Source organism: Myxococcales bacterium, assembly GCA_016720545.1.
In the GTDB taxonomy this organism is placed as follows: domain Bacteria; phylum Myxococcota_A; class Polyangia; order Polyangiales; family Polyangiaceae; genus JAAFHV01.
The window spans coordinates 99,922-124,377 of record JADKKK010000010.1 but is presented as its reverse complement, the minus strand read 5'-3'; the positions used below and the strand labels follow the sequence as shown (position 1 = coordinate 124,377).

Genomic DNA, 24,456 nt, shown 5'->3' with positions numbered 1-24,456 from the left:
TCAAGCCTTCCCCATTTCGGGATTCGGGTTCCGGATCTTTCCGAGGTACTTGGTGCGCGGGTGCGTGCCGAGCTCGGCGAGGAGGTGGTAGGCACGCTGCTGCTGGTCGAGCTGCGCGACACGGCTCTTGGGATCGTTCAGATCACCGAAGACGATGGCCTGCGCGGGGCAGACCTGCGCGCACGCGCTGACGATGTCGCCCTCGCGGACCTCCCGCCCTTGGGTGCGAGCGGCGATCTTCGCCTCCTCGATGCGCTGGACGCAGTAGTTGCACTTCTCCATCACGCCGCGCATGCGGACCGTGACGTTCGGGTTGTACTTCAGCTTCTCGACCTCGGGGATCTCGCCGAGGTCGCCGTGGTAGTTCAGGAAGTTGAAGCGGCGCACCTTGTAAGGGCAGTTGTTCGCGCAGTAGCGAGTGCCGATGCAGCGGTTGTAGGCCATGTCGTTCAACCCCTCGGGGGTGTGCGTCGTGGCGCTGACCGGGCAAACGTTCTCGCAGGGTGCCTCTTCGCACTGCACGCAGGCGACGGGCTGGATGGTGACCTCCGGGTTGTCGATGTCGTCACCGACGAAGTAGCGATCGATGCGGATCCAGGCCATTTCGCGGCCGCGCATGATCTGCTCTTTGCCGACCACCGGGATGTTGTTCTCGGCCTGGCAGGCGATGACGCAGGCGTTGCAACCCGTGCACGCCGACAGGTCGATGCTCATGCCCCACTTGTGGCCCTTGGAGTAGTCGGCCTGCTTCCAGAGCGGCAGCACCTTGGGGTCGGGCGAGCCAGCCTTCCGCTTGCGCGCGTCGCTGGGGAACTCCACGAAATTCGGGAGCTTGCGGTACTCTTCGAGGGTCGCGTCGATCGCCACCGGGCGACCTTCCATGTCGTGGTGGTCCTGCGTCTGGGCGATCTTGAAGCGGCCCGTGGCGACGTCGTAGGCGCCGTTGGGCTCCACCCGGCCGGGCCCCGGCGAGTCGCTCCCGGAGATGCCAGGCCGCCGGAGCTTGTCGGCGAGCTTCTCGCGCTCGTCGGCGGTCATCTTCGCGATGGTGGCGCCCTCGGCGAAGCCCATCGCGTCGGTGGTGCGCAGCGGGCCGATGTTGAAGCCGTGTTTGTCGCCGTAGCGACCCGCCTCTTGCCGACCCCACCCGAGCGTGAGGGCGACGGTGTTGTCGCCCTGGCCCGGCTGGATCCATGTGGCGATCGCGGCGGAGTCGGCGCCCCGCGTGATGCGGATCATGTCGCCGCTCTCGAGGCCGAGGGCCTTCGCGGTCGCCGGCGACACCGACGCCACGTTGTCCCAGGTGATCTTGCTCGCCAGCTCGGGGAGCTCGAGGAGCCAGGGGTTGTTGGCGTAGCGCCCGTCGTAGATGCGCGCGTCGGGCGCGAACGTGAGCTCGAGGTTGTCCTGGCCGAGCGGCTTCGCGGAGCGGGTCGCCTTCGCGACCGCCTGGGCGATCTCGGCGCCCTTCGGCGTGAGGTTGCCCTTCGGTCGCTGCTCGGCGCCGGCCACGACGCCCTTGTGCAGGGCGCGGGTCCAGACCTGCTCGAAGGCCGCGGCACCGCAGGGTTTGCCGCCCTCGAGGGGCATGGCGCGGAGGGTGTCGCGCACGAGGTCGTGGCCCTTCCGGCTGGCCTCGCCCGCGATGAGGGCGAGGATCTCGAGGTCGCTGCGGCCCGAGTGGATGGGCTGAATGAGCGGCTGCTGCACGGCGAGCGTGCCGTCCAGCGCGCGGGCGTCGCCCCAGGTCTCGAGCTCGTGCGCGCGAGGGACGGCCCAGCTGCAGGCGAGCGCCGTCTCGCTCATGTGCGAGGTGTAGGCGAACGTGTTGAGGACCGCGTGGAGCTTCTCGCCGAACTTCAGGTCGGCCGGCGCGTCGTAGGCCGGGTTTCCGCCCAGCACGACGAGCAGGTTGACCCGGTTGCCCTCCATGTCGGCAGCGAGGGTCTTCAGTTCGTCGAGGCTCTCGACCTCGTCGTGGGCGGCGAAGTAGTTCACCGTGCGACCCACGTTGCCGAGGGCGACGTTGACCGCGCAGGCGGCGGCGTGGACGCGCGCGGGCTGGCGCGCGCCGACGAGCACCGCGCTCTTGCCCTTGTTGGCGAAGAGCTCCTTCGCGACGGCCTTGAGCCAGCTCGCGGGGATCGACTTCGCGTCGACCTTGTCGGACTCGGCCGCGATCGGCGCGAGGGCGTCGCCGCCGGCGCCGAGCGCCTTCAGCTCCTTCGCGAGCGCGAGGAGGTAGCCCTCCACGTCACGAGCCGCGAGGCGGAGGCGGTGATCGGCGTTCGAGCCGGTGACGGTGAGCGCGGGCTCGACCACGTAAAGGCGGTTCATGCCCTCGGTGGGCGACTTCGGCCGACGACCCGCCGAGAAGCCGCGTGCGTTGCGGACCGCGCCGCTCTCGAGGCCGAGGAAGTCCGAGTCGAGCGAGAGGATGGTCTCGGCCTGCGAGAGGTCGTGGACCACGTTGAGGGCCTCGCCGAACGCGAGCTTCGCGCCCTCGCGGGCGGAGGTGTCGTTGACGGGCGAGTAGGCGATGAGCTTCGCCTTGGGGAAGCGCGCCTTCACGGCGTCGCGGAGCCGCGTGAACGTGGGCGACGAGGCGGGCTGGTAGAGCACACGGAGCTTCTGGCCGCCGTCGGCCATCTGCAGCTTGACGGCGTCTTGGAGCGCCTGTTCGGCCTCGGCGAAGCCCGCGGCGACGTGCCCGATGTTGCGCGTGCCCTCGCGGCGGGCGTGCATCGGCGCGCGGATACGATCGGGATCGTAGACGTCGAACACGCTCGCTTGCGCGAAGTGGTCGGTCTTGCCGCGGCTCGCGGGGTGGTCGGGGTTGCCCTCGATCTTCGTGGGCCGGCCCTCGTGGGACTCGACGATGAGGCCGAGGGCCTCGCCGCGCTGCACGCGCACGCTGGCGTAGTGCTCCGAAACGCCGGGGAGGGCGTACTCGGGCGCCTTCGTGTAGGGGAGGATCTTCTCGACGGGGCGGCGGGCGCAGCCCTCCGCGAACGCGGCGGTCGAGAGCCCCGCGAACAGCATGAAGCCGCGGCGCCCGACCGAGCCAGGGTCGTCGGCGGCCTGCGCCAGGGCGCGGGCCTCGTCGAATCCCTTGGGGAACTCGGCGGTGGCGCGCGCGTCACGCGCCGCAGGGTCGGCCTTCGCCTCGAGGCTCTTCCAGAAGGTCTTGGTGCCGTCGGCAGTCGCGGCGGGGGTGGGGAAAGGCGGACGGCGGCTCATCGGTGGCACCCCGAGCAGTGCGTGGGCGGGTTGACTTGCGGCGCGGTCCAGTTGGCCGCCGCGGCGGGGGTCCACTCCATGTTCGTGACCTGATCCTTCGGGCGAAGGTTGGGCGTGGGGTTACGGTGGCAGTCGAGGCACCAGCCCATGTTGATTGGGGCCTCGCTCCGGACGACTTCCATACGGTCGACGCGACCGTGGCAGGTGGCGCAGCCGACGCCGACCGCGACGTGAACGCTGTGGTTGAAGAAGGCGTGGTCGGGGAGCTTGTGGATCTGCACCCACTCCACCGCCGTGTTCTTCTCCCAGCTCTCGCGTACGGGCTTGAGCCGCGCGCTGTCGGTCTTGACCATCGCGTGGCAGCCCATGCAGGTCTGCGTCGGCGGGATCATGGCCTTCGCGGCGTTCTCGACGTTCGTGTGGCAGTAGCGGCAGTCCATGCCGAGCTGCCCGACGTGGAGCCGGTGCGAGTAGGGGACCGGCTGCTCCGGCGCGTAGCCCACCTGGAAGTGCTTGGGACCGAGGTAGTACCAAACGAGGAGGACCAGCACCGCCGGGACCACGGCACCTACGGCGCCGAGGATCATCGGGAGCTTGTTGAGCGATCGGGGGAAGATCTGCATAGGCGTGCCAGACTGCGGGGAGCGGGGAGGGCCAGGCTCGCGCCCTTCTGCCCACGGGCGTACGCCCACGGGCGCGGAGGCGCCGGATAGCGGCGCTCTTATAGAGGAGCCATGGCTCCACGTACAAGTGCGTTCGGGAAGGAAATCGAACGTGCCGCCGTGCAGTTGCAAGTGCCGAGAAGCACTCGTGAAAGATGGCTGCGCAGATCGCGCAAAGTTTGCGCGCGCCGGGCTGGGGCGCGCCCTCGTGGCGGCGCTCCGCGACGCGCTGACGGGATGGGGGCGCGGGGCCCCGCCGGTCAGGGCTCCGAGAGCCGGTCGGCCTCGATTTTGTGGGTAGGGCAGTCGCGGGACAGCCAGGTCACCTCGACCGTCCGACCCTGCCCCTGTCCCTGTTCCCGTGGCGCCCGCACCAGGACCGACCCCGGGTTGAGGTCACGACGGGGGCCGCGGCTGGCGATGTCGCCGGGCTCGAGGCTGGCGCGGACCGCGACGAGCATGCCGCTGTGAAACTCGAAGCGGACCTTGGGGGCGTCGCCACCCGGCACAGAGTACTCGAGCATGCCCTCGCCTCCGGGGACGGACCGCCAGGTCGCGACCGCCCGGGTCGTCGGCGGCTGGAAGCGGGCGCGGACGTCGCCAGGGGTCATCCCCAGGCGGACGCCGTGGAAGGTCTCCGCGGGCTCGCGGCGCCTGCACCCGACCAGCGGCGCCAGCGCGGCCAGGATGGTGAGGGCCGTCAGGGCGGCCAGGATGGCGAGGGCCGACGGCCGCGTCGCGCCCTCGAGGCGGCGGTCGGGGCGCGAGGGGAGCAAGCTGACCACCCGGGTTCGTTAGGAGGCACCCGCGCGGCCGTCAAGCGCCGTGTGCCCTCAGGGCGTGGCCCTGCCGGCGAGCTGGAGAATTGGCAGGTAGAGGCCCAGCACGCACAGCCCGCACAGCAGCGTCCCGGCGGTGGCCGCGCCGACGAGCCGCGGCCGGCGGCCGGACGTGGTGGGCGCGAAGAGCCCCGAGAGGAGCAACAGCCCGACCGCCAGACCGGCGCCCGTTGGCACGTACCAGCGCAGCGCGAGCGAGGTGAGCCACGAGATGCGCGCGGGATCGCTGGTCATCGCACCAAGGCGCTGTCCGGCGACGAGCGAGAATCCGAGCAGGAACACAGACGTGTTCCCGGCGACCAGCGTGAGCGCCCAGTCGAGCCCGGTGAGGCGCGCGCGCCTGGCGGTCCCCCGCGGGGGTGCCCCGACCGCGGCGGCCTTGGGCTCCAGCGTCAGCGGGGGGGTCGACGCGTTCGAGGCGGTCGGTTCGCGGAGGTCGCTCATGACGCGGCAACCTAGCACCTCGCGGTGTGGGCGAAACCGCTGGGAGGCGCGTGCGTAGCGTGGGCATGTGGTCGCCCGCGCCGGCGCTCTCCTCGAGCGCCGGCCTCCCCTTTTTCCCCTTCGCAGAGCCCGCCGGCGCTACGGTGCGGCGCGTGCGGGACGTGCGGGACGTGCGAGGGGCGACGGACGAGCCGGGGGACGAGGGTCGCGCGCGCGCGCGCGCCGCGATGGCCCGCTACGGCGCCGGCGACGACGCCGCGTTCGGCGACGTGTACGACGACCTCTCGCCGCGGCTCTACCGCTACCTACTGCGGCTGACCCGCGACCAGGCTCGCGCCGAGGATCTGCTGCAGCAGACCTTCCTACAGCTGCACGACGCGCGGGGTCGGTTCCTGCCCGGCGCCGACGTGCTTCCCTGGTCGTACGCCATCGCGCGGCGCCTGTTCATCGACGGGACACGGCGGCAAAAGCGCGACCACCTCCACGACGAGTACGACGAGGGCCGATCGGCCGAGCAAAACGCGGCGCCGTCGGGTCAAGCGCTCGCCGAGGCCCGGGAAATCGCGGAGGCCCTCCGCGCGAAGCTCGAAGAGCTGCCGCCGCTTCAACGCGAGGCGTTCCGGCTCATCCGCGAGGAGGGGCTCAGCGTGGCGGACGCCGCGGCCATCCTCGGCGTGACCCCCGCGGCCGTGAAGCTCCGAACCCACCGGGCGTACGAAGGGCTCCGCGAAGCCCTCGCGCCGTTCGACCTCCTCGACGACGTCGACAAGGTCGGCAAGGGGGGCCGGTGATGGACCCGCGATCGCGAGCGCCGAGCGAGGAGGCCCCGCCGCGCCCCGTCCCCTGGGACCAGCACGCCGGCGCGCTCCCTGCCCCTGATCTGCGCGCGAAGCTGCTGGCCGCGGCACGCGCGAAGCCCGCCTCGACCACCCGAGAGCGCGCCGGACGGCGGTGGCGGCTCGCGCTCGGCGCGGCCTTGCCCGCCGTAGCGCTGTTTGGCGCGCTCGGCGTGGGGCCCAAGGGGCGACCGCTCGCTCTCACCGTTCTCATGGTCGTGGGGTGGGCGCTCGTCGCGTGTGCGGCGACCACACTCGCGTTCTGGGGTCGCTCGCCGCTCGGGCCGTCGCGCCCCGCGCTCGGCCTCCTGGGCGCCGCGGCGCCGCTCTCCGCGCTCGCGGTCTCGGCGATCGGGATGCTCTTCTTCCCCGACACCTGGTCCGGTGCGGTCACCTCGTCGACCCATACGGCCTGCATGGTGCTCGGGGGCGCGCTCGGGGCCGCGCCCCTAGGGGCGATGCTTCTGTACTTCCAGGGCTCCGACCCGGTCGCGCCGGGGCTCCGCGGCGCGGGGTTTGGCGCGGTGTCGGGCGCGTGGGGAGGCGCCGGGATGATGATGCTCTGCCCGCACCACACGTTCGCCCACGTGGCGATTGGGCACGTGCTCCCGATGGCGCTCTTCGCCCTCGCCGGTGCTGGCCTCGGCGCCGCGCTGCTCCGAGTTCGCCCGCGCCCGGCCTGAGGCCCGGACGCCGCGGGCTCGCTGAGCCATTCGTCGAATTGGACAGCGATCTAGAACACTTACACCGCGACATGGCCGCCCGCTGCTGAACGACTACGGGAGCGCCTTGACCCCCTCGGCCTCTCCCGCAGGGGTCGCGGCGAGGGTCTTCGCGCCCACCGAGCGAGCCGGCACTCCCGCGCCGCCCACGCCGTTCTTCACCTGGACGGCAACGAGGACCGGCGCGCCGCCGCGGTGCACGACCCCGTAGGAGGGGCCGGCCGCGCCGTTCCCGCTCACGCCCGCCACGCCGCCCGCCTCACCGTCGAACGACCCTGGAGAGGTCGGGAGCGGCACGCTCGAGCCGTGGTCGTCGCCCCCGCGGAGGCCCGAGCTGGCCGGGCTGCCGAAGGTCCCCTTCCCCGCCGCGCCGCCCGCGCCCGACTCGATGGTCATCGACACGAGCCGCAGCGGGCTGCGCAGCGCCATCACGCCCACGCTCGCGCCACCGCCGGTCCCCGGGGTCCCGGAGAGCCCCGCGCAGCCGCCCGCGCCCCCGCCCGCCCCCGAACGTCCCCAATAGCGCACGCCCATCGTCCCCCTCTCGCTCGGCCCCTGCCCCCGCCCGCCGCGACCCCAGGCGCCTGGCCCTCCCGAGGTGCCCGCGGTCCCGTCGCCCGGCAGGAAGCCTTCGTCGGTGAGCGCCCCCGCGCCCGGCGCCCCGTCGGTGCCCTGGACGGTGGTCGTCACGCCGGAGCCGCCCGTCGCGGCACCCGCCGGCTTCTGGCTCGCCCAATACGGGTGCCCGCTGAGCGGGATGAACACTCCCGAGTGGCCACCGTCGTCTCCGCTCGACTCGGAGACCAGCGCGCCCGCAGCGTCGAGGCACTGGATGCGAGCGCCCAGGCCGCCCGACCGAGGCGCGTCGCAGAAGCTGAACGGACCGGAGTCCACACAAATGGGGGCCGACGGCAGACCGGTCGTGGCGGTGCGCACGATCCGGGGCCAGAGCCTCGCTGGATCGACGCCGTCGACACCAGCCCGCGCAGCCCCCGCCCGAATGAGCCCGTTCGTGAAGGTGAGCGCGGCCGAGTCGACCGCCAGCACGCCGATGGAGCTCCGGTCGGCGTCGGGGCTCGTCGCGTTCGGCGCGACGATGGCGAGGTTGTCGACGCGCGTGGGGAGGGCGACGCCGCTGGCGCGGACGGCGGGGCTCGCAGGCGCCGCGAGCGTGCTCTGGCGAGTCGTGAGCTTCCATTCCGGTCCCGAGCAGTCGAGGCCGCCGCGGATCGACACGCCGCTCTCGAGCATGAGCGCCTCGGGGTAGCTGCCCTCGCAGACGAAGACGCTCTTCTTCTCGGCCTTGGCCTTCAGAAGGGCGGCCCCGATGCTCGCGAGCGGCGCGGCGCGGGTGCCAGCGGCGTCCGCGGCGCCGTTCTCGGTGACGAAGATCCCGAACGCCTCGGTGAGCTCGTCGGCCTTCGCCGCCGGCGGTGGGGGCGGCGGCTCCCCGGTGCGCCCTTGCGCGCCCCCGTCCGGGACCGGAGCCGACTCGCTCGACGCGGGGACTCCAAGCGCCTCGGGTCCCTCCGGAGCGCTCGAGCATCCCGCGACCGACAGCGCGGCGGCGACGACGGCGACGTGAGCGACCAGGGTGGAGAGGGTGAAGAGAGCAACGACCGATCGACGCATGACATCCTCCGGCGAGGCGGCACCCCGCGACCCGCTCGCGGTGGCCTACCTCGGAATGTTTCGCTCTCGGCGGGCGAGCCGGGATCGTTGCGCCCGCGACTTCTTTTCCGGACGATTTTTTTGGGGGCGACGCGCGCGGGAGGCGTCCCGCGGATCGTCCCCGCGGGCGCCGGGCTATGCTCGCCGTCATGCGCTCACTGCGACGTCGCTCCGTGGCCCTGCTGCTCCCCCTGCTCGCGGCGGGGCTCTGCGCTTGCAGGCCGCGCGCGGCCGCGCAGGACGCCGCGCCGACGCGCGTCACCCAGGACGTCGCGCCGGCCGTCTCGACGGCAGCACCGACCCCGGCCCGCTCCACCGCGCTCCAAGCGTCGGCGACCCCTGCGCAAGAGCCCGGGGCGACCGCGCCAGCGTCCGCCGAGGCAAGCGCACCGCGCCCGGGCCACGCGGTCCGCGCAGCGGTGCGCTGCGACCGGGCCGGGCGGAGGATCAGCGATCAGATTTTCGGCATCGCGTGGGATCTCGGCGAGGCCGCGCCTCAGAGCTTCCGAATGGGCGCTACCACGCGGCGCTGGGGAGGCAACGCGGCCTCTCGCTACAACCCCGAGATCGGCGCGTGGAACAGCGCGAACGACTGGTTCTGGGAGAACCACGGCATCACGAATCACCACACATTCCTGAAGCAAAACAAGGACAACCACCTCACGTCGGTGTTCACGGTGCCGATGCTCGGGTGGGTGGCGAAGGACAAGACCTCCTACACGTTCTCCGTCCGCAAGCACGGCCCACAACAGAAGGCCGACCCGCAGAAGCCGGACGCTGGCAACGGCCTCGATCCGACCGGCAAGCCCCTCGCGCCCGGACCGCCCGAGACCACCAGCCTCGCCGCGCCGCCGGCGCTCGTCGCCAAGTGGGTGAGCGAGCTCAAGGCCGCACGTGACGCCGGCCGCGAGGACGTGTCGATGTACATCCTCGACAACGAGCCGGCGCTCTGGAACTCGACCCACCGCGACGTGCACCCCGAGCCGGTGACCTACGACGAGCTGCTCGACCGCACGTTCCGTTACGGCGACGCGGTGCGCGCGGCCGACCCCACGCCGCGCATCGCGGGCCCGGCCGAGTGGGGGTGGCCGGGCTACTTGTTCTCCGCGAAAGACGCGGTCGCCGGCTTCCAGCAAAAGCCCGACAGGCTCGCGCACGGCGACGTGCCGCTCTCCGCGTACTACCTGCGCAAGGTCCGGGAGCACGAGCGGCGCACGGGCAAGAAGCTCCTCGATCTGTTCGACCTGCACGTTTACCCGCAGGCGACCGGCGTGTTCAGCGACAAGGCCGATCCGGCGACGGCGGCGCTCCGCCTGCGGCAGACCCGCGGACTATGGGACCCCACCTACCGCGACGAGTCGTGGATCCGCGACGTGGTGATGCTGCTGCCGCGCATGCGCCGCTGGGTCGACGAGAACGCGCCCGGTGTAGGGCTCATGATCGGCGAGTGGAACTTCGGCGGCGAGCCCCACCAGAGCGGCGCGCTCGCGGCGGCGGAGGCGCTCGGCAAGTTCGCCGAGTACGGCGTCGACGCCGCGTATTACTGGCGCGTCCCGAAGGATCGCTCGGCGGCCTACTGGGCGTTCCGCGCCTACCGCGACTTCGACGATCACGGGGCGCGCTTTCAAGACGAGCTCGCGGCGGTGGCCCAGGACGTGGACCGGGGCGCGCGCGTGTACGTGTCACGCGACGCCTCCGGGAAGAAGCTCGTGGCCATGCTCCTGAACTTCTCGGTCGACGCGTCGTTCACCGCGGAGCTCGCGCTCGAGGGCTGCGCGGCGACCGCGCGCGTGGCCTCCACGCGCGTGTTCGACTACCGCGACGCGGCGACGACCGGCCTCACCGCGCGCCCTGCGGGGCAAGGCGTGCGCGTCACGACGGGCGCGGCTCCGACCGTTCAGGCGGATGTCGCTCCGTACGCGCTCAGCGTGCTCGAGGTGACGCTCGAGTGAGCGCGGCTGTGAGCGCGATCAGCGGCCGAGCCGCCGAGCCTTCACGGTCCCGTCGAGCCGACAGAGCCCGCGCCCCTGCGCCGCCTGGAGCACCACGCCGGAGAGCTTCACCTCGAGCGCGCCCTTTCGCGGCTCGTAGGCGCTCACGCTGACGGTGCCCTCGATCGGATCGTTCCGCCACGACTTGGTCGCGGCGTCGTAGGCGCACGTCGTCGCGTTGCAGAGGTTCGTGTAGACGACGCCCCCAGCCATGAGGTTCATCACGTCGCGCTGCTCGGTGCGGTCGCGGGTCGACAGCGTGAACGATCGCCGCCCGGAGGAGAGCGCGAGCTGGAAGCTCCCGCTCGTGGGCGACGCACCGTTGGACACGGCGATCGAGTCGAAGCTGCTCGTGTTGGTCGCGACGACGAGGTCGCGGAAGTCGGGCGCGCAGTCACCCGTCGCGCGCAGGCTGACCTCGGCGGGCTCGGCGGCCGGAGGCGCCGCACCCTCGCCAGCGCCCGCGTCTCCCGAGGAGACCGGGGGCGCAGGGCTCGCGCCGGGCTCCGACGGCTCGGGCGGGGCCCCAGTCTCGCTCGCAGGCGCCTGCCGGGGCTCGCCGCTCCCGGGGACGAGCGTCTCGACGGTGCAGCCACCGAGCAGCGCGAGCGCGAGGGGCAGCGCGAGGGCGAAGGAGAGAGAGCTCGCGGCAGGGGCGGGGCGCACGATCATCGCGGGGTGTTACGCGCGCGGTCGCGAATTCTCCCCTCGGTCCGGCGCGCGGGCTCGCGGCGGCCGGAGAGGGGGCGGACGGCCGCGCGAGCATGGCACTTTCATGCATCCTACATGAACCCACTTACTCGCGCGGATTCGCCAGGGGAGGTTGCCTCTCGTCGGCGCTTCGCTACGTCTAACGAAAGGGTTCGAGAGGGCGTCGCTCGACGGTCGCCCGGAGGGAAAAAAATGGCAGACCGACGCGTTGGTTCGCTGGACACGGTCACGTTGGACGAGGCGCTGGCTTACCTCGACCGCGCCGACGGCGACGAGCTCGGCGCCGCGAGCGACCTGGCAGAGGACCGCAACCTCCTCGACGCGTGCGACGCGCAGCCGGACGCGACCGACGTCCACCACGCGCTCTTCCTCCTGCGCCGGGCGCGAGGCCTCCCCACGCCCAGCTTCGATCAGACCCGGTGCCAGCTGCGTCGACGCGCGGCGTGACTCCGGAGCTCACGGTCCTCCGCGTCACGGTCCGGGCCGAACCCACCACACGGCGTCGTGATCTTCGCGCAGGTGGGTTGGGCGCTGAGTTGGGCGCGCGCCTACCCTGGGAGCGCCCGCGGGGGCGGCGGCTCCGCGCGCGAGCTGCGCCACGCGGCGACGCCCACACCGGCCATGAGGAGCAGCACGATCGCGGCGGCGAGCCACGCGCTGCTGCGCGAGAGGCCGCTCTTGGGGGTCTGCCGCGCGAGGGCCTCTAGCTCCGCGGAGATCGGGTCCTCGGGCTCGGGCCTGCGGCGGTCGACGCCACGATCGCGCGGATCGCCGCTGCCTCGCCGGCGCTCTCCGACGATCGCCGGCGCGCACACCCGCGTGAGGCTCGCCGCGAGCTCCTCCGCGGACGGAAACCGCTGCCCGCGGTCGCGATGGCAAGCCGTGGCGAACCACAGATCGAAGCCCTCGGGCAGGCCCGGCCGCACCGACGAGGGCACCGGCATGGGCCCAGTGCACACCTTCAGCACGATGTCGCCGAGCACCTCCCCCGGGAAGGGGATGCGCCCCGTCATGGCCGTGAACACCGTAGCGCCGAGCGACCAGAGGTCGGTCAGCACGTCGGGATCGCCCGCCTCGGTGAGCTGCTCCGGGGCCATGAAGTTCGGCGTGCCGATCACCGAGCCAGGCTCGGTCGGACCCGCGAGGCCGCGAGGCACGCGCGGCTGGTCCAGGATCTTGGCGATGCCGAAGTCAACCAGCTTTACCGTAAACGGGAGCTCGTCGTCGGCGTGCTCGACGTTCGTCGCGAGGAACACGTTGTCGGGCTTGAGATCGCGATGGACGACGCCGCTACGGTGCGCCTTCGAGAGAGCGCGCGCCGCGTGGGTGACGATCTTGGCGAGGAGCGCCGGTTCGATCGGGCCACGGCCCTGCACCGCGGTCGCCAGCGACTCGCCCTCCAGGTACTCCATCACGATGTACGGCAGGCCGTCCGGGGTGGTGCCGTGGTCGTAGATCTGTACGGCGTGCACGCTGCCCACGCTGGCGGCGGCGCGCGCCTCGATCTCGAAGCGACAGCGCACGTCGGGCCGCGCGGCCAGCGAGGGGTGCACGAACTTGATGGCGACGGGCGTCTCGAGCTGGAGGTGCGTGCCTGCCCAGACCGTGCCCATGCCTCCGCGGCCGAGGAGGCGTCCGACGACGTACTTCTCTCCTACGATTTGCCCTTCGAACGAGGGCGCGTCGGTGGGAGGCGCGGGCATCGGGCCGACACACTATCGGAATTCGCGGCGAGGGTACCAGTTGCTGCTCAGCGCGAGGCGGGCGCGGCCCAGGCGGGCGCGGGGCCGAGTCCGAGGAGGCCTTCGAGCGACGCGCGGAAGGCCTCGAAGGGCGCCTCCTCGACCAGCGCGCCGCGAGCCACGCGGCCCGGCGCGCGCACGAGCAGCGGAACGGTGCGGTCGTACGCGTAGGGGCTGCCGTGGCTCATGCCCTTGCCGGCCACTTGGAGCGGGTCGAAGAACGCGCCGACCTTGGGGAGCACGTACACATCGCCAGCGCCCGGGCTCCACGACGCACACACCAGCGCGTCGAGGTCCGGCGGTGCGGTCGCTCCGCGGCCCGCGGCGGGCGCGGCGAGCGCCCCGCAGCGCTCCGCGAGCCAGCTCGCGGGGACCGCGCGAGCGACCCCGGGCTCCCGCGCGAGGGCCGCCACCACCGCGCGCTCCGCGGCGCGACGGGCGTTCGGATCTGCACGGATCTCCTCGCGAAAGAAGACCCACGGATCGCACACTCCTACGACCGCCGGCGACGCCTTGCGGAGCCTCGCGCCGAGCTCGTCGGGGAGGATCCGCGTGCCAGCGCAGGGACGACCAAAGGCGTCGGCGGCCTCGCACCCGCGCCGCTCGCGGGCGCGGACGGGGCGCGCCGCGAGCGTCTCGGGGAGCGGCACGGTGCCGTGATCGGCCGACAGCTGCGCGGACCACCCCGCCTCGCCGAGGCGCGCGTCGAGCGCGGCGAAGAAGCCGGCGAGGGCGCGGTCGAGCCGGCGGAGCTCGTCCCACGCCTCCCACGAGTCGGGCCCGAACACGTGCCCCACGTAGTCGTTGGCGGAGAGCGAGAGCAGGAGCAGCGTGGGGCCGGGGCGCGGCTCGGCGAGCGCCGCCTGCGCCATCGAGAGGAGCATGGCGTCGGAGGAGGGCGTGGCGCGCATGGCCTTCGCGCTCGTGATGGGATGCGGGAACGTGACGCCGAGTCCCTCCAGATCGCCCTCGCCGGGCGCGGCGTCGACGGTCTGCACGTGAGCGGCGAGCCATGGCGCGTCGAGGGGCGTCCACGGCGCTCGGCGAAACGTGCTCGCGGGGTGCGCTAGGAGCTCGGCGCGGGCGAACGCGGGCAGGTCTGGCGCGAACGCCGTGGACGTGACGAAGCCGTCGGTCGCCGAGTCGAACCACAGCACCGTCGCGCGATCGGCCGAGACGTGGCCCGCCGGCAGGATCGCGCCCCGGTCTTTCCACGAGATCGACACCACGCGGCCCCGCGGGCTCGCGGCGAGGAAGGCCTCGCTCACCGTCGGGATCAACAGCCTCGTGGCGGAGGAGCCCGCGCGCCCGAGCTTGCCATGGGGCCCCACGAGCTGGGCGCCCGCGTCGCGCAGGATCGACGTGCGCTTCCCTTCGGCGTCGAACACCTCATTGCCGAAGATGCCGGTCCGGGCGGGCGTCGCGCCCGTGTAGAGCGCGGCGTGGCCCGGAGCGGTGTCGGTGACGGCGTGCGCGTACGTGAGCCGTCGCACCCGGGTGCCCTCGCGCGCGAGGCGGGCGAAGCCCCCGTCGGGTGGCAGGGCGGCGAGGCGCTCGTCGAGCACCCACGCCGCGAGCTGGTCTACCACGATCGACACAATCACGGGCTCCGAGTGGACCAGCGGTGCCGCCGCGGACGGGGCGGGCGGCGCGCTCGCGGTGGGCGGCGCGGCGTGAGTGGGCGGCGGCGCGGGCGCGGCGAGCGGCGACGGCGGCGCGGGGGCGACGCACGAGGCGAGCGTGATGAAGGTCGCGAGCGCGCCGGGAGCCTTCATGGGGAGACCAAGGGCAGGACGAGGAGGCCGACGGACGCGAGAAAGCCGACCGTCCACACGAGCGAGCGCGCCTTGTCGACGTTCCCGATGTAGAGGAAGGGGTAGACGAGCCGCGCGATGACGTGCGCGACGGCGAGCGCGGCGGCGGTCCCGGGGCGCGCGTGGGTCAGCTCGCACGCGAGCACGCCGGCGGCGAAGGGGGCGAACGCCTCGAAGCCGTTCGCGTGGGCGGCGGCGGCGCGACGACCCGCGCCGGTGAGCTTCGCCTGCTGGTCGCGCGGGTTCGCGTTGTCGTACCCCTCCGGCATCTTCACGAGCTGCATGGAGAAGACCACCTTCGGCGCATGAATGAGCGCGTACGCGATGGGCAGGCAGAGGAGCGGGACGTTCATGGCGCGCCCGATCCGCGCCGCCATCGACCTTTGCTCGCCGCTCCGGGGCTCACTTTCGGGTTCGTCCCTTCGGGCCTCACTTGCAGGTTCACGTGACCTCCTAACGATGCGGGACTGCGGGCGGGACGGACGGCGGGGCGGGCGCGGCGCCCCTCAAGGGAGCGCGATGGGGAGCAGCGCGTCACCCATGTGAGCGGCGGCGCTGCCGCGCTCGGCGAGATCGCCCTGCCCGAGGCGGCCCGCGGTGTTCGAGCCCCAGCACTTGGTGTCGCCGTTGTCGAGGCGCGCGCACGTGAAGCCGGAGCGCGTCCCCGAGATCAGCGACGCGGTGCGGCCCGACCCGAGCCGGATGGACAAGAGCGCGTCCCCCATTTGCGCCGCCGAGGCACCGCGCGCGACGGTGTCGCCCTGGCCGAGGCGGCCGTTCGTGTTCGAGCCCCAGCACTTCACGCTGCCGTCATCGAGCCGCGCGCAAGCGTGAAGCTCCGACGCGACGACCTGCACCGCGCGGCGCCCGGCGCCGAGGGCGATCGGCTGCAGTGTGGCGAGATCGTTGACGTTCGCGCCGATGTCGGCGGCGGCCGAGCCCTGCCCGAGCACGCCCGAGGCGTTGGAGCCCCAGCATTTCACGGCGCCGTCGTCGAGCCGCGCGCAGGTGAAGGTGTACCCGCACGCGACCTCCACGGCGGTGCGGCCCACGCCGAGCTTGACCGTCGCGAGGGCGTCGCCCATCTCGCCCGGCGCGCCTCCGCGGTCGGCGCGAGTCTCCTGCCCGAGCTGACCTACGTGGTTGCGACCCCAGCACTTGAGCGAGCCGTCGTCGAGCACCGCGCACGTGTGGAACCCGCCGCCCGAGAGCTGCACCGCCCGGCGCCCCGCGCCGAGCTGCACCGCCGGCAAGGCCTGCCCCATCTGCCCGGCGCCGTCGCCGCGGTTGGTTTTGTCGCCCAGGCCGAGCTGGCCGTACTGGTTGTTGCCCCAGCACTTCGTGCCGCCGTCCGCGAAGATGGCGCACATGTGCGACTCGCCGCCGGCGATCGCGACGGCCACGCGGTTGATGCCCAAGTTGAGCGCGGGCAGGGCGTCGCCCATGCTGCCCGCCGTGCCGCCGATCGAGGCCACGAGCCCGTCGCCGTTGCCGAGCACGCCCGAGCCGTTCCGCCCGAAGCACTTCACGCGGCCGTCCAGGAGGAGCGCGCAGGTGCTCTCGAAGGTGGTCGCCACCGAGACGGCCGTCGCGCCGAGGCCGAGCCTGGTCTCCTTCAGCGCGGCGCCCATTTCGCCTGGGCCATCGCCTCGATCTTGCTGCTCTTCTTGACCGAGCTGGCCAAAGCTGCCCGAGCCCCAGCACACGAGCTTGCCCCCGGTGCGCAGGGCGCACGCGTGCCTCCCGCCGCCGAGGAGCGTCGTCGGGCGGAGCGGGACGATGGCGGGAGGCGCGGCGTCGGCCGCGTCGGGTGCGTCGGGTGCGGCCGCATCGCCGGCGTCTCCCGCGTCGCCCGCGTCTCCCGCGTCTCCCGCGTCCCGCGAGGCGTCGGGGCCTGGAGGGGGCGCGCCGTCGACCGCGGAGCTCGCGTCGGCCGCGGGGGGCGGCGGAGGCGCAGCCTCGGGCGTGACCGAAGCGCCAGCGTCTTCGACAGTCGTGGACGAGCTGCACGCGGCGACGGCCAGCGGGAGACCGAGCGCCGCGCCAGCGGCCAAAAGGCGTGCGCGCGCGCGGAGCGAACGGAGCGAACGGAGACGCATGCCGCAACCATGGTCGCTTCCGTCCGCGAAGCGAGAAAAAAAAAAGACCCTCGGGCCTTTCGGCGCGAGGGTCTTGGGGGGTGGAGCAAAGGGGGATCGAACCCCTGACCTCCGCATTGCGAACGCGGCGCTCTCCCAGCTGAGCTATTGCCCCGGGGTGACGGCCGCGCACTCTACGCACGGCCACCAGCATGTCAACAACCAATGCACCTGAGCTGGCGGCGGCGCTGGACGAAGCGCAGATCGCGAGCGCGCGTCAGTGCCGGTACCCGAGCACGAGGGCCTGCGCCAGCAGCCCCCAGCCGTCCACGCTGACGAAGAGCAGCAGCTTGAACGGCAGGCTCACCTGCGAGACCGAGAGGGTCTGCAGGCCGAGGGAGGCGAGCACGTTCGCGACGACGAGGTCGATCACGAGGAACGGCAGGAAGATGAGAAAGCCGATGGCGAACGCCTCGGTGAGCTCGGTGACGACGAACGCGGGGGCGAGCACGGCGAGATCGCTCTCCTCGACGGCGGGCGTGGGATCCGTGGCCGAAGGACCCGTGGCGGGTGCGGCGGCCGAGGTCTTCGCCACCGCGACGAACCGCGCGACCTCACGCTCGCTCGCGTTCTGCCGCAGGAACGCGCGCATGGGCTCCCGCGCGGCGGCGGCGACCTTCACGATCGCCTCCGGGCCCTGCGGGTTCTCGGCGAGCACCGGCGCGGCCCGAGCGAACACCGCGCTCGCCGTGGGCGCCATCGCGAGCAGCGTGAGGGCGCCGGAGAGCGCGAGGATGACCGTGTTCGAGGGCACCGACTGCGCCCCGATCGCGCTCTTCGTGATCTGGAGGACCGTCGAGATCTTCACGAACGACGTGAGGCTGAGGAACAAGAACGGCAGGAGCGACACCACGGCCACGGAGAGCAGGAGCGAGAGCCCCGGGCTCGCGGCCTGCGCGGCGGCGGGCGCGGCGGCGACGGGCGCGGCGGCCACGGCCCTCGGCGCGAGGGCCACGAGCGCGGCGAGCACCGCGACGCTGGCGGCGCCGACGCGACGGCGCGCGCTCATGAGTCCTCCTCGGCCGACGCGACGGCCAAACTTGATTCGACCCGGTCGTGCGTGGCGTCGGTCTTCAGGGCCTTCGCGCCGGCGGCCGGCGCCGACACGACGGGCGCTTCGGACGAGGGCGAAGGCGAGGGCTCCCGCTTGCGCGAGAGGGCGCGCGCGAAGAGCTCGGCGAACGAGTCCCCCGCCGCCGCCGCCGGTTCGAGCGGGACCTCGCTCGCGGGGATCTCGCCGAGTTTGGTGAACCCACCTTCACCCACACCCACGAGGAACACGCGCGCCCCCACACGCACCAGGTAGAGCCCGCGCCGCGCGTCGAGCGGGAGCTGACCTACTAGAGTGATGGGCCCCGAGGCGCGGCCCACGCCGACGCGCTTGGCCGCCACCATCACGACGAGCGCGAGGCCGCAGACCACGGCGAGCATGAGCACCGTCTCGAGCAGATACGACGTGTACGGTCCCAACGCGTGGCCTCCCCTGGTGCGGCGCTATCAGAGCGCGAGGGGCGCCGCAACAGCTCGATCTCGCGTCACGCTCCGCCAAGCACGACCCGCGCGACCGCAATGAATTGGCGGATGAGCGCGTCGCGGTCGTGCGCGGCGGCCTCGCGCGCGAGCGCGGCGAGCTCCTGGGCCAGCGCGGCGCACGCGCTCGGGGCCTCGGGGTTCTCGCAGAGCAGATCCGCGAAGAGCCCCGGCCGCTGCGCGGCGAGCCGCTCCAGCGTGGAGAGGTCGGCGCGCGAGGTCTCCGTCGAGAGCGCACGCGCTCGCGCGAGCGACACGCCGCTCCGCGCGAGCGTCGCGCCGAGCGCGATCGCCTTGGCCTGAGTGAGCGCCTGCCCGAAGGCCATGTGGTGGTCGTGCTCCTCGGCGTCTGCCTCCACGACCTCGGCGCCGAGCAGCTCGAACAGCCGCGCGACGCGAGGCATCCACACGTCGCCGCGACCCCGGCACAACACCACCCGTCGGCCCTCGAGGTCGGGGGCCGCGCTCGGTCCGAAGAGCGGGTGCGCCCCCACCACGTCGACCTCGGGCGAGGTCGCGGCGAGCATCGCCGCGATCGGCGCGCGCTTCACCGACGTGACGTCCATCAGGCACGCGCCAGGCACGACGTGGGGGCCTACCTGCGCCGCCACCGCGCAGGTGACGTCGATCGGCGCGGCGAGCACGACGAGCTCGCTCCGCGCCGCGATCTCCCCCGCGGGAGCTCCGGCGTCGAGCCCCGTGCCCTCGACCACCAGACCGGCGCGCGTGAACACCCGCGCGAGGGTGGCGCCGATGCCCGCGGTGGCCCCGACGATCCCGACGCGCAGGGGCGCGAGCGCCGCGAGGCGCACGTGGCGCTGCTCCGCGCGCGACGCGGCGAAGAGGGCCTCGAAGAGCGGGCGCACGAGATCCTCGACGAGCCCGAGCTCGGCGCCTCGGGCGAGCATCGACTCGAGGTGATCGGTCTCCCGCGCACGGTCGAGGGCGGGCACATCCTCGCGAGCCTTGAACGCCGCGATCTCCGCGACGCAGCGGCTCCGCCGGGCCACGACCTCGAGCAACGCGCGGTCGACCGAGGAGAGCTCCTCGCGGAGCGCGGCGAGCTCCTCGGAGGTGGGGCGTTGCGGCATGGCCTACGACTACTCGAAGGGCGCGAACGAGGACAGAGGAGGACACGAACGGCGAGATCAAGGAGGCTCTCCTCGAGCTCGTCGGAGAGATCGAAGGCCTCCCGCGACGCAACGCTGCGCGCCAGGGCGTCGGATGCGTTCTACTCTTCACCTCGCATGCGCGCGCTCGACCAGGCCGTGTTCTTCCTCCTGTACGGGCCCTCCCCTCCCTCGGCGTGGCTCACCTTCATGGCGGCGTGGTCTCTGGTCGGCGGCGGGTACGCGCTGTTCGCGATCGCGCCTTGGGTGCTCGTCGCGCGAGTGCGAAGGGAGGTGGCGGGGCTGCTCGCGGCCATCGTCCTCACCTCGATCGTGGTGTTCGCCATGAAGCACGGGTTCGGGCGGGTGCGGCCCTACGCGGCCCTCGCCGGCGTGCACGCGCTCGCCTTCGCGCCGCCGACCGACCCTTCCTTCCCGAGCGGGCACGCGGCCGGCAGCGCCTGCCTCGCGGGCTACTTCGCCGATCGCGCGCGGCCCGCGCGCACGGCCTTGCTCGCCCTCGCCGCCGGGCTCGTCGCGCTCTCGCGGATCGTGCTCGGCGTCCATTTTCCGCTCGACACGGTGGCGGGCGCGGCCCTGGGCGCCACGGTCGGGGCGCTCATGGCGCGTCGCACCATGCCAAGAACTGAACAGAACTGAACGCTCCGTGACGTTTCGGCAAACCGCGTCATGGCAGGGGAGACTTCCGCAGATGTAGGCGTACGTAGTCCGCGATGCCTACCCGGTCTCCCTGCTTCGGTGCTTTCGTGGCGACAGCCCTTGTTTCCGGCCTCCTCGGCGGCTGTGGGGACTACGTGGTGGGCCCGCCCCCGGAGGCCGCGGACCCGCTCGACCTCCCGGCCAACGTGTACGACGAAGACGCAGGTGCACCCACTCCAGAGAACCGCGCGGAGCGCTCGATTGACGCGGGGCGCAACGGAGACGGGGGCGCCGACGCCGCGCCCCCCGTGGTGGTCCCGGCGTGGGAGATGCCGCCGACGGGCGTGCCAGCCACGACCGGCCGCGGGCGCGTGCTCTTCCTCCACCCCGACGGCCAGTTCCGACGGGTCGAGGCCGCGCAGGGCGGGGTCGTCGAGAACGTGGGCGCCGCCCTCAATCGGCTCTCGCCGGGCGTCGACTCGCGCATGACGCAGTCGAAGGACGGCGCGCTCATCGTCGGGGAGACGACGCGCTTCGGGTGCACCACGCCGTGCCTCGCGGTCTTCGGGGCCGACCTCGCCTCGGGCGGTCGCGTGACCCGGGGTGGTGAGCCGATCCGGATCGGCGCGACGCCGCCGGTCATCGCGGCGGGCGGGCGGCTCATCGTGTTCGCCTCGGCGGGCGCGCACAGCCTCGATCTCTACTCGATCACGCGACCCGCCGACCCCACCCTGGGGTGGAGCAAGGCGCGGCTCCTCACGGCCACCTCCCCCATGGCGTGGAACCACCGCCCGAGCCTCTCGCCCGACCAGACCAAGGTCGTCTTCGACTGCGGCGCCGACGCCGACGGCACCGAGGCGACCAGCGTGTGCGAGGTTGGCGTCGACGGCGCGGGCTTCCGCGTGGTGGCGCGGCCGGCTGCGCCGCTCACGAACCTCCACAACCCGAGCTACGACGCCGACGGCTCGATCGTCTTCGAGGGCGAGGGCGCGACGGTGATCAACGGCGTCACGGGCAAGGGCGAGCGCATCCACCGCGTGGCGGCGCAGACCCCCGCGCCCACGCCGCTCGCCCCCACGTACACCAACGACAACACGCCTTGCGTGCTGCCCTCGGGCAACGTGGTGTCGCTGTGGCTCGGTCGCCAAGGCAACGCGCAAGGTGGCCACGAGCTCAAGCTCATGTCGAACAAGGGCCAGTTCCTGGGGATGATCGCCCAGGGCTTCGACATTCGCGACGTAGGGCTGAGCTGCGGCAATTGAAGCGTCGGGCCCTCGCCGAGCCCGGCCGCGCGCGCGCACGGTGGCCCAAGGATCGTGCGCGGACCGCGCCTTGCCCCTATAATCCCGGCCATGACGTTCGTTCGGCGCGGAGGCGCAAAGACGGGGCTCGCGGCGCTGTTCGTCGTCGCGCTTTTCTGGAGCACCGGCATCCTGCAGGCGGCGTGCAAGGACACGATCGAGCCCGGCATCCCGGTCGATGCGTCTGACAACGACGACGTCGACTCGGTGCACGACGAGGCCGGTGAGGCCGCCACTCCCGATCGCGACGCCGGCGGCGAGGTCCCCCGCGACGCCGCTCGTCCCCCGCCCCCCGCGGACGCGGGACCTGCCGACGCAGCGGGCGACGTCCGCCCGGACTGACGCACGACGCGCCGCGCACGCCCAGCTTGCCAGGGGGCCCACCCCGGATGCACAGTGTGTCCGTGCGCGTCCCCCGAACGGCGCCTCGCTGGCTCTCGCGAGTGCTCTTCACGGCCACCCTGCTCGTCGCGTGGGTCGTCGCCGGGCCCGCGTACGCGCGCACATTGGCGCAGCTCTCTCGGCCCGCGAGCCTGCCCTCGACCGAGCTGTCGTCGAGCGCCCTCGCGCCACCCATGAGCCTCCGCCACGACGAGGGCCCTGCGGCCGCCGCCTCTGCGCGCGCACCTCTCTGCGACCTGCGCTGCGCGACGACGTTCGCGCCCGCGCCGCAGCTCCAAGACGAAGAGGTGTCGCTCTCCCTCGCCGCCGACGACGACACGTCCGCGCTGCTCGACGCGGCGCGCATGGTGCCGGCGGGCGACGAGCCGGCGGCGGCCGCGGCTCACGACGACGCGTGCCTCGCCTCCTCCCCGAGCGTCCTCCCCGCTCGGCCCGAGGGCTGGCTCGCGCGCGCGTTCGACGCCGGGGGCCGTGGGCCTCTCGGGGTGCGGCACAGCGTCGAGCGACCGCCGCGCTGAAACGCGCGCTGGTCAAGGCGGGTCGCGACGGATCGCGACCCGTGCAGCCCTCACGCGCGCCCTCGATGCGCGTGTGACCCAGGCCTCGCCTTCTCGGCGCGGACCTCCTCGCGCCCTCCCGCGCGACGCCTTCGACGAGCACGAGAAGCCCCCGCGGGGGCGGGCGTGCGCGTCCTCTCCGTTACGAAAAACTGAAGGAATACGCAATCATGGCTAAAGAAGAGAAACGCGACTCCCACGCGAAGGGGGCGGCCCACGCGCCGCAGCCCTTCGACGCCGCGGGCGGCATGAACACCGGCGCGGCCATCATCGGCTTCGTCCTGTGCTTCATCGCCGGCGCCGGCGTGATGTGGGGCTACGACAACTACCGGCTGAAGCAGGGCGGGACCATCACCGCCGACCGCGGCGGCAGCGGCGCCACCTGGAGCGACGAAGAGTCGCCCGTGCCCATCTCGAGCAAGGACCCCATGTGGGGCAAGCGCGAGGCTCCGGTCACGATCGTCGTCTTCTCCGACTTCCAGTGCCCCTACTGCTCGCGCGTCGAAGCCACGCTCGACCAGGTGAAGACCACGTACGGGCCCGACAAGGTCCGCATGCTCTGGAAGAACGAGCCGCTGTCGTTCCACGACAAGGCGAAGCCCGCGGCCGAGGCCTCCGCCGGCGTGTTCGCGCTGAAGGGCAACGACGCGTTCTGGAAGTTCCACGACACGGCGTTCAAGAACCAGCAGGCCCTCACGCCCGAGAACTTCGAGGCGTGGGCCGTGACGGCCGGCGTCGACAAGGCGAAGTTCAAGGCTGCCTACGACGCGAAGCAGTCGCCAAGAAGGTCGACGAGGACCACGAGGTCGCGAAGAAGGTCGGCGTCAACGGCACGCCCGCGTTCTTCATCAACGGCGTGAGCCTGTCCGGCGCGCAGCCGTTCGACAAGTTCAAGGAGACCATCGACAAGGAGCTCGCCAAGGCCGCAGGCGAAGATCGCCTCCGGCACGGCGAAGGACCGCGTCTACGTCGAGATGTCGAAGGAGAACAAGAAGAACGCCCCGCCGCCCCCCAAGGACGAAGAGGAAGAGAAAGAGGACACCAGCACGGTGTTCAAGGTCACGGCGACAAGGTTCGCGTCGTGTGGAAGCACGAGCCCCTGCCGTTCCACCCGCGCGCCGAGCCGGCCGCCGAGCTCGCCCTCGAGGCGCGCGCCCAGAAGGGCGACGCGGGCTTCTGGGCCGCTCACGACAAGCTCTTCAGAGCGCAGCAGAAGCTGTCGGACGACGACCTGCTCGGCTACGCGAAGGAGCTCGGCCTCGACGCCGACAAGGTGAAGACGGCCCTCACCGAGCACAAGTACAAGGCGAAGATGGAGGCCGACCAGGACCTCGCGGACGACCTGCAGGCGAGCGGCACGCCCACATGTTCATCAACGGCCGCCGCATCGTCGGCGCGCAGCCCTTCGACGCCTTCAAGAAGGTCATCGACGAGGAGATCACCAAGACGGACGCGATGATGAAGAAGGGCGTCGCCGCGAAGGACGTCTACGACACGATCATCAAGGACGGCAAGGGCGCGCCCGAGCCGGAGAAGAAGACCGTCGCCGCCGCCCCGGCCGGCTCGGCCTTCAAGGGCAAGGCCGACGCGAAGGTCGTCATCCAGGAGTTCTCCGACTTCCAGTGCCCGTTCTGCTCGCGCGTCGAGCCGCAGATGGCGGAGGTCATGAAGAACTACGGCGACAAGATCAAGGTCGTCTGGCGCCACAAGCCGCTCCCCATGCACCCCGAGGCGCCGCTGGCCTCCGAGGCAGCCGAAGAGGTCCTCAAGCAGAAGGGCAACGACGGCTTCTGGAAGATGCACGCGAAGCTCTTCGCCAACCAAGGCGAGAAGGACGGCCTGAAGCGTGAGTCGCTCGAGAAGTACGCGCAGGAGCTCGGCTGCGACATGGCCAAGTTCAAGGCGGCTCTCGACAACAACCGCATAAGGCGTTCGTCGACGCCGACAACAAGGCCGGCAGCGACGCCGGCATCAACGGCACTCCGGCGTTCGTGATCAACGGGTACTTCATCAACGGCGCGCAGCCGTACCCGAAGTTCAAGAAGCTCATCGACCGGGCGCTCGCCGAAGCGAAGTAAACGCCACGT

Annotated in this window: 21 protein-coding genes, 1 tRNA gene and 1 pseudogene; 9 read left to right on the top strand and 14 right to left on the bottom strand. The window is 72.4% G+C overall.

From position 1 onward, the window contains the following. From IPQ09_19255 to IPQ09_19240, 4 genes are all read right to left on the bottom strand, one after another. Complete coding sequence (locus IPQ09_19255; GenBank protein MBL0196319.1) at positions 1-3,240, bottom strand: TAT-variant-translocated molybdopterin oxidoreductase; 3,240 nt, start codon at positions 3,238-3,240, stop codon at positions 1-3. Further along, positions 3,237-3,863, bottom strand: coding sequence for a cytochrome c3 family protein (locus IPQ09_19250; GenBank protein MBL0196318.1), 627 nt, complete (start codon positions 3,861-3,863; stop codon positions 3,237-3,239). Before IPQ09_19250 ends, IPQ09_19255 begins: the two co-directional genes overlap by 4 nt. Positions 3,864-4,162: 299 nt before the next feature. Further along, on the bottom strand, positions 4,163-4,687 hold the full coding sequence (locus IPQ09_19245; protein ID MBL0196317.1) for a hypothetical protein: 525 nt from the start codon (positions 4,685-4,687) through the stop codon (positions 4,163-4,165). Positions 4,688-4,735: 48 nt separating this feature from the next. Next, a complete protein-coding gene (locus IPQ09_19240) occupies positions 4,736-5,185 on the bottom strand; it encodes a hypothetical protein (protein ID MBL0196316.1) in 450 nt (149 codons plus the stop codon). A gap of 65 nt (positions 5,186-5,250) precedes the next feature. Here IPQ09_19240 and IPQ09_19235 point away from each other — a divergent pair, with 65 nt between their 5' ends. Together IPQ09_19235 and IPQ09_19230 are read left to right on the top strand one after the other, a co-directional pair. Then, a complete protein-coding gene (locus tag IPQ09_19235; GenBank protein ID MBL0196315.1) occupies positions 5,251-5,976 on the top strand; it encodes an RNA polymerase sigma factor in 726 nt (241 codons plus the stop codon). Continuing rightward, positions 5,976-6,704 carry a DUF1109 family protein gene (locus tag IPQ09_19230; GenBank protein MBL0196314.1) on the top strand — a complete coding sequence of 243 codons (729 nt, stop codon included), beginning with the start codon at positions 5,976-5,978 and terminating at the stop codon, positions 6,702-6,704. Before IPQ09_19235 ends, IPQ09_19230 begins: the two co-directional genes overlap by 1 nt. 93 nt (positions 6,705-6,797) lie before the next feature. On the opposite strand, the gene IPQ09_19225 is transcribed toward IPQ09_19230, so the two are convergent. Continuing rightward, complete coding sequence (locus IPQ09_19225) at positions 6,798-8,375, bottom strand: hypothetical protein (protein MBL0196313.1); 1,578 nt, start codon at positions 8,373-8,375, stop codon at positions 6,798-6,800. A 188-nt stretch (positions 8,376-8,563) separates the two neighbouring features. Between IPQ09_19225 and IPQ09_19220 the strand changes: the two genes are divergently transcribed. Beyond that, the gene (locus IPQ09_19220) at positions 8,564-10,366 is read left to right on the top strand and encodes a glycoside hydrolase family 44 protein (GenBank protein ID MBL0196312.1); all 1,803 of its coding nucleotides are present in this window, start codon (positions 8,564-8,566) and stop codon (positions 10,364-10,366) included. Positions 10,367-10,384: 18 nt separating this feature from the next. On the opposite strand, the gene IPQ09_19215 is transcribed toward IPQ09_19220, so the two are convergent. Further along, a complete protein-coding gene (locus IPQ09_19215) occupies positions 10,385-11,077 on the bottom strand; it encodes a hypothetical protein (protein ID MBL0196311.1) in 693 nt (230 codons plus the stop codon). 231 nt (positions 11,078-11,308) lie between these two features. Here IPQ09_19215 and IPQ09_19210 point away from each other — a divergent pair, with 231 nt between their 5' ends. Then, positions 11,309-11,563 carry a hypothetical protein gene (locus tag IPQ09_19210; protein MBL0196310.1) on the top strand — a complete coding sequence of 85 codons (255 nt, stop codon included), beginning with the start codon at positions 11,309-11,311 and terminating at the stop codon, positions 11,561-11,563. A 101-nt stretch (positions 11,564-11,664) separates the two neighbouring features. On the opposite strand, the gene IPQ09_19205 is transcribed toward IPQ09_19210, so the two are convergent. The 8 genes from IPQ09_19205 to IPQ09_19170 all read right to left on the bottom strand — a co-directional run bounded on the left by IPQ09_19205 (position 11,665) and on the right by IPQ09_19170 (position 19,431). Beyond that, on the bottom strand, positions 11,665-12,819 hold the full coding sequence (locus tag IPQ09_19205) for a serine/threonine protein kinase (protein ID MBL0196309.1): 1,155 nt from the start codon (positions 12,817-12,819) through the stop codon (positions 11,665-11,667). 47 nt (positions 12,820-12,866) lie between these two features. Then, positions 12,867-14,633: an alkaline phosphatase family protein gene (locus IPQ09_19200; GenBank protein MBL0196308.1), complete on the bottom strand. Its 1,767-nt coding sequence runs from the start codon at positions 14,631-14,633 to the stop codon at positions 12,867-12,869. After that, positions 14,630-15,025: an MAPEG family protein gene (locus IPQ09_19195; protein ID MBL0196307.1), complete on the bottom strand. Its 396-nt coding sequence runs from the start codon at positions 15,023-15,025 to the stop codon at positions 14,630-14,632. Before IPQ09_19195 ends, IPQ09_19200 begins: the two co-directional genes overlap by 4 nt. A 153-nt stretch (positions 15,026-15,178) precedes the next feature. After that, on the bottom strand, positions 15,179-16,771 hold the full coding sequence (locus tag IPQ09_19190) for a hypothetical protein (protein ID MBL0196306.1): 1,593 nt from the start codon (positions 16,769-16,771) through the stop codon (positions 15,179-15,181). 81 nt (positions 16,772-16,852) lie between these two features. Then, positions 16,853-16,925: transfer RNA gene (locus IPQ09_19185), tRNA-Ala, on the bottom strand. Positions 16,926-17,027: 102 nt separating this feature from the next. After that, positions 17,028-17,819, bottom strand: coding sequence for an EscR/YscR/HrcR family type III secretion system export apparatus protein (locus IPQ09_19180; GenBank protein MBL0196305.1), 792 nt, complete (start codon positions 17,817-17,819; stop codon positions 17,028-17,030). Further along, the gene (locus IPQ09_19175; GenBank protein MBL0196304.1) at positions 17,816-18,280 is read right to left on the bottom strand and encodes a flagellar biosynthetic protein FliO; all 465 of its coding nucleotides are present in this window, start codon (positions 18,278-18,280) and stop codon (positions 17,816-17,818) included. The genes IPQ09_19180 and IPQ09_19175 overlap by 4 nt, the downstream gene beginning before the upstream one ends. Before the next feature lie 65 nt (positions 18,281-18,345). Further along, a complete protein-coding gene (locus IPQ09_19170) occupies positions 18,346-19,431 on the bottom strand; it encodes a prephenate dehydrogenase/arogenate dehydrogenase family protein (protein MBL0196303.1) in 1,086 nt (361 codons plus the stop codon). 156 nt (positions 19,432-19,587) lie between these two features. Here IPQ09_19170 and IPQ09_19165 point away from each other — a divergent pair, with 156 nt between their 5' ends. The 5 genes and pseudogenes from IPQ09_19165 (at position 19,588) to IPQ09_19145 (ending at position 24,447) form a co-directional block, all read left to right on the top strand. Then, positions 19,588-20,109, top strand: coding sequence for a phosphatase PAP2 family protein (locus tag IPQ09_19165; GenBank protein MBL0196302.1), 522 nt, complete (start codon positions 19,588-19,590; stop codon positions 20,107-20,109). 107 nt (positions 20,110-20,216) lie between these two features. Then, entirely contained in the window at positions 20,217-21,371 is a 1,155-nt protein-coding gene (locus IPQ09_19160; GenBank protein MBL0196301.1) for a hypothetical protein, read from the top strand. Positions 21,372-21,461: 90 nt separating this feature from the next. Next, entirely contained in the window at positions 21,462-21,752 is a 291-nt protein-coding gene (locus IPQ09_19155; GenBank protein MBL0196300.1) for a hypothetical protein, read from the top strand. Between the two features lie 62 nt (positions 21,753-21,814). Then, the gene (locus tag IPQ09_19150; protein ID MBL0196299.1) at positions 21,815-22,330 is read left to right on the top strand and encodes a hypothetical protein; all 516 of its coding nucleotides are present in this window, start codon (positions 21,815-21,817) and stop codon (positions 22,328-22,330) included. Positions 22,331-22,617: 287 nt separating this feature from the next. After that, a pseudogene (locus IPQ09_19145) lies at positions 22,618-24,447 on the top strand (thioredoxin domain-containing protein). Positions 24,448-24,456 lie beyond the last annotated feature (9 nt).